The organism is Erysipelatoclostridium sp. An173 (assembly GCF_002160495.1).
In the GTDB taxonomy this organism is placed as follows: domain Bacteria; phylum Bacillota_I; class Bacilli_A; order Erysipelotrichales; family Coprobacillaceae; genus Thomasclavelia; species Thomasclavelia merdavium.
This window is the reverse complement of the sequence record NZ_NFKR01000079.1, coordinates 1-2,574: the sequence shown is the minus strand read 5'-3', so window position 1 is coordinate 2,574 and position 2,574 is coordinate 1. Positions and strand designations below refer to the sequence as shown.

General features: G+C 28.5%; 3 protein-coding genes. All 3 read right to left on the bottom strand.

Translation table 11 applies throughout. From position 1 onward, the window contains the following. Positions 1-83: 83 nt before the first annotated feature. The gene (locus B5F09_RS14365; protein WP_087375010.1) at positions 84-1,082 is read right to left on the bottom strand and encodes an aldo/keto reductase; all 999 of its coding nucleotides are present in this window, start codon (positions 1,080-1,082) and stop codon (positions 84-86) included. Positions 1,083-1,120: 38 nt separating this feature from the next. Further along, a complete protein-coding gene (locus tag B5F09_RS14360) occupies positions 1,121-1,723 on the bottom strand; it encodes a GNAT family N-acetyltransferase (RefSeq protein WP_087375009.1) in 603 nt (200 codons plus the stop codon). 192 nt (positions 1,724-1,915) lie between these two features. Continuing rightward, positions 1,916-2,374, bottom strand: coding sequence for an EamA family transporter (locus tag B5F09_RS14355; protein WP_143357531.1), 459 nt, complete (start codon positions 2,372-2,374; stop codon positions 1,916-1,918). Positions 2,375-2,574 lie beyond the last annotated feature (200 nt).

Below are 2,574 nucleotides of genomic sequence, written 5' to 3'. Positions count from 1 at the left end.
AGCTTATATAACCACACATATTATAACACTTACTTTGATAAAAAGAAATGCTTGATTTTCATGACTATGTGTGCCTTGGAGCTTCAGGCGGAAAGGAATGTATGGTTATAATGATCTTTTGCTAATGTATCACCTAATAGTGATAAATCATAATATTTATTTATTAAAGCAATGTCTAAGCCACAAGGACAAGGATGACAATGTTTGCAATAAACACATTTTCCCATATATTCAATTTCATCGAACTGAGCAATTATTGAATAATCCTTTTCTTCATCAGTAGCCTGATTATATTTTAAAATATCTTTTAAATCTTCACGATTTCTAATTCCAGGCAATACTGTTACAACTGCTGGTTTATCTAAAGCATATTGAATACATTGACTATGTATTAAAGCGTGCTTAAATGGTGATTTATCTTTATCCAGCAATTGACCAGCACTGAAGGCTTTCATTACTGAAATAGCAACTCCTTCTTTTTCACAACGTTGATAAAGCGCCATTCGTTCATCATTTTTACCAATCGCATAACTACCATGATTATTATCATAAGCAGGATTAATACTAAACATTACCATGTCAAGGATATTCATATCTAATACTTGATTAACTAGAGCTGGTGTATGTGATGATAAACCGATATGACGAATAACTCCTTTTTCTTTTAAATCAAATAAGTAATCAATAACCCCAGCTTCTTTTACTGCCTTTAAATCAGCTGGTTCATCTAGACAATGAATAAATCCAAAATCAATATAATCTGTTTGTAATTTTTCTAATTGCCACTTAATAGACTCTTTAATTTTATTTAGATTAGTAGTCCAGCCATATGCTCCTGTTTCATAATTAGCACCAAAATGAATTTGTAAATAAACTTGATCTCGTTTACCTTTAATTGCTTTTCCAAATGCTTCAAAAGTATTAGCATGACCAGAGGCTAAATCAAAATAATTAATGCCATTTTCAATTGCCATTTGAACAGTAGCAATAATTTCTTCTTCACTAGCTTCACCAATTGCACTTGTTCCAAAACCCAATACACTTATTTCTTCATTTCCATGCGGTAATTTTCTATATTCCATAATTCCCTCCACTTATAATAGTATATTTAATTCAAAATTTAATTTTTACCATATAAATATATTTCAAAATCATCTTGTTTTCTTGGTTTCAATGAACCCATTTTTTTCATTCCTAAATGATCATAGTAGCAATAATTACAACTAGTATCTGTATATAAATAATAACTACTATGTGCTTCTTTTTCAAAAATACTACCAGCAAGTTTAAATAATTCAGTGCCTATTCCCTTTCTCTGATAACGTCGATCAACTGCAAATAAAACTATTTCATTAGCAAATTTAATAGCACTGTTTTTGTATAAAAATAAACAATTTTGCTTATAATCAATAATCATTTTTTGATAATCTTTAACCTTTGTTTCATTTTCATCAATTTTCAACAAATATTGTTGATACTTTTTAGGTATTGTAATTTTATTTTTTAAATAAAGTGACAATACTAATAGTCCAATAATCTTATCATGATCAATAGCTACATATATATCACTAGCATCCTTTAAAACCTGATATAAATATTGCTTTGAAAATATAATTCCTTGTTTATAATCTTTACACATCTTATCTAATTGCCATGTATCACAAATAATTGATACTATTTCATCAATATCATCCCATTGAAATAAACGATAACTAATTTCCATTTTTCACCTCGATAATAAATCCTACATAATATATTTTATATCGCTAACTTGCTTTAAACAAATGCTTATCTTAAAGACTAAATCATGCCTTATAAGCATGATTAATAAAAAACAATCCCGTTATGAAATAATATGCTATTTAAACATCTAAATAACAGCATTATTTCACTATTTGGATTGTTTTTAAATATATTATAATAAGGCCATTGCTATAGTACCAAGCATCAAAAGCAATAAACCAACAATTTGTTTTTTACTTAACCTTTCTTTAAATACAATATAAGAAAATAAAACAGTTACTAAAACACTTAATTTATCTATCGGTGCTACAACACTAGCTGGTCCTAGTTGCAAAACACGATAATAACATAGCCATGAAGCTCCTGTTGCTAGTCCAGATAGACATATAAATATCAATTCTTTTTTTGAAATAGTATGAATTTCTTTTTGTTTGCCAGTTACATATTGACCATCAGTTTCTACCTTAACAAGAACTACACTAGTTCTTATTGCCGTTCCAAGATTAGACTCTACATTTGCAATACTTATTTTTCCTAAAATAGCAGTCATACTCGCAAAAAAAGCCGAACCAATTGCAAATAATAACCAGCTTTGATTATTTTTGGAATTTGTCTTTACTAAATTGAATATTTCACTTTAAAAATCGAATAGTGTTACTTGTTTGATGTCGTCATCACACCAGTGTGATGACGATTTTTCTTTTATTTTTGTTTTTCCTTTCTACAATAGAATTGTAAGGAGTCCCACCTTACATCTATATTGCATGAAAGGAGGTCATTTTTATCATGGCAAAGGAAAAAGAAATTTTAAGACTTCGATCGTTAGGAATG

Bases quoted from the DNA above. Each gene is read 5' to 3' on its own strand.
- B5F09_RS14365 (WP_087375010.1), bottom strand. From the start codon at position 1,082: ATGGAATATAGAAAATTACCGCATGGAAATGAAGAAATAAGTGTATTG.
- B5F09_RS14360 (WP_087375009.1), bottom strand. From the start codon at position 1,723: ATGGAAATTAGTTATCGTTTATTTCAATGGGATGATATTGATGAAATA.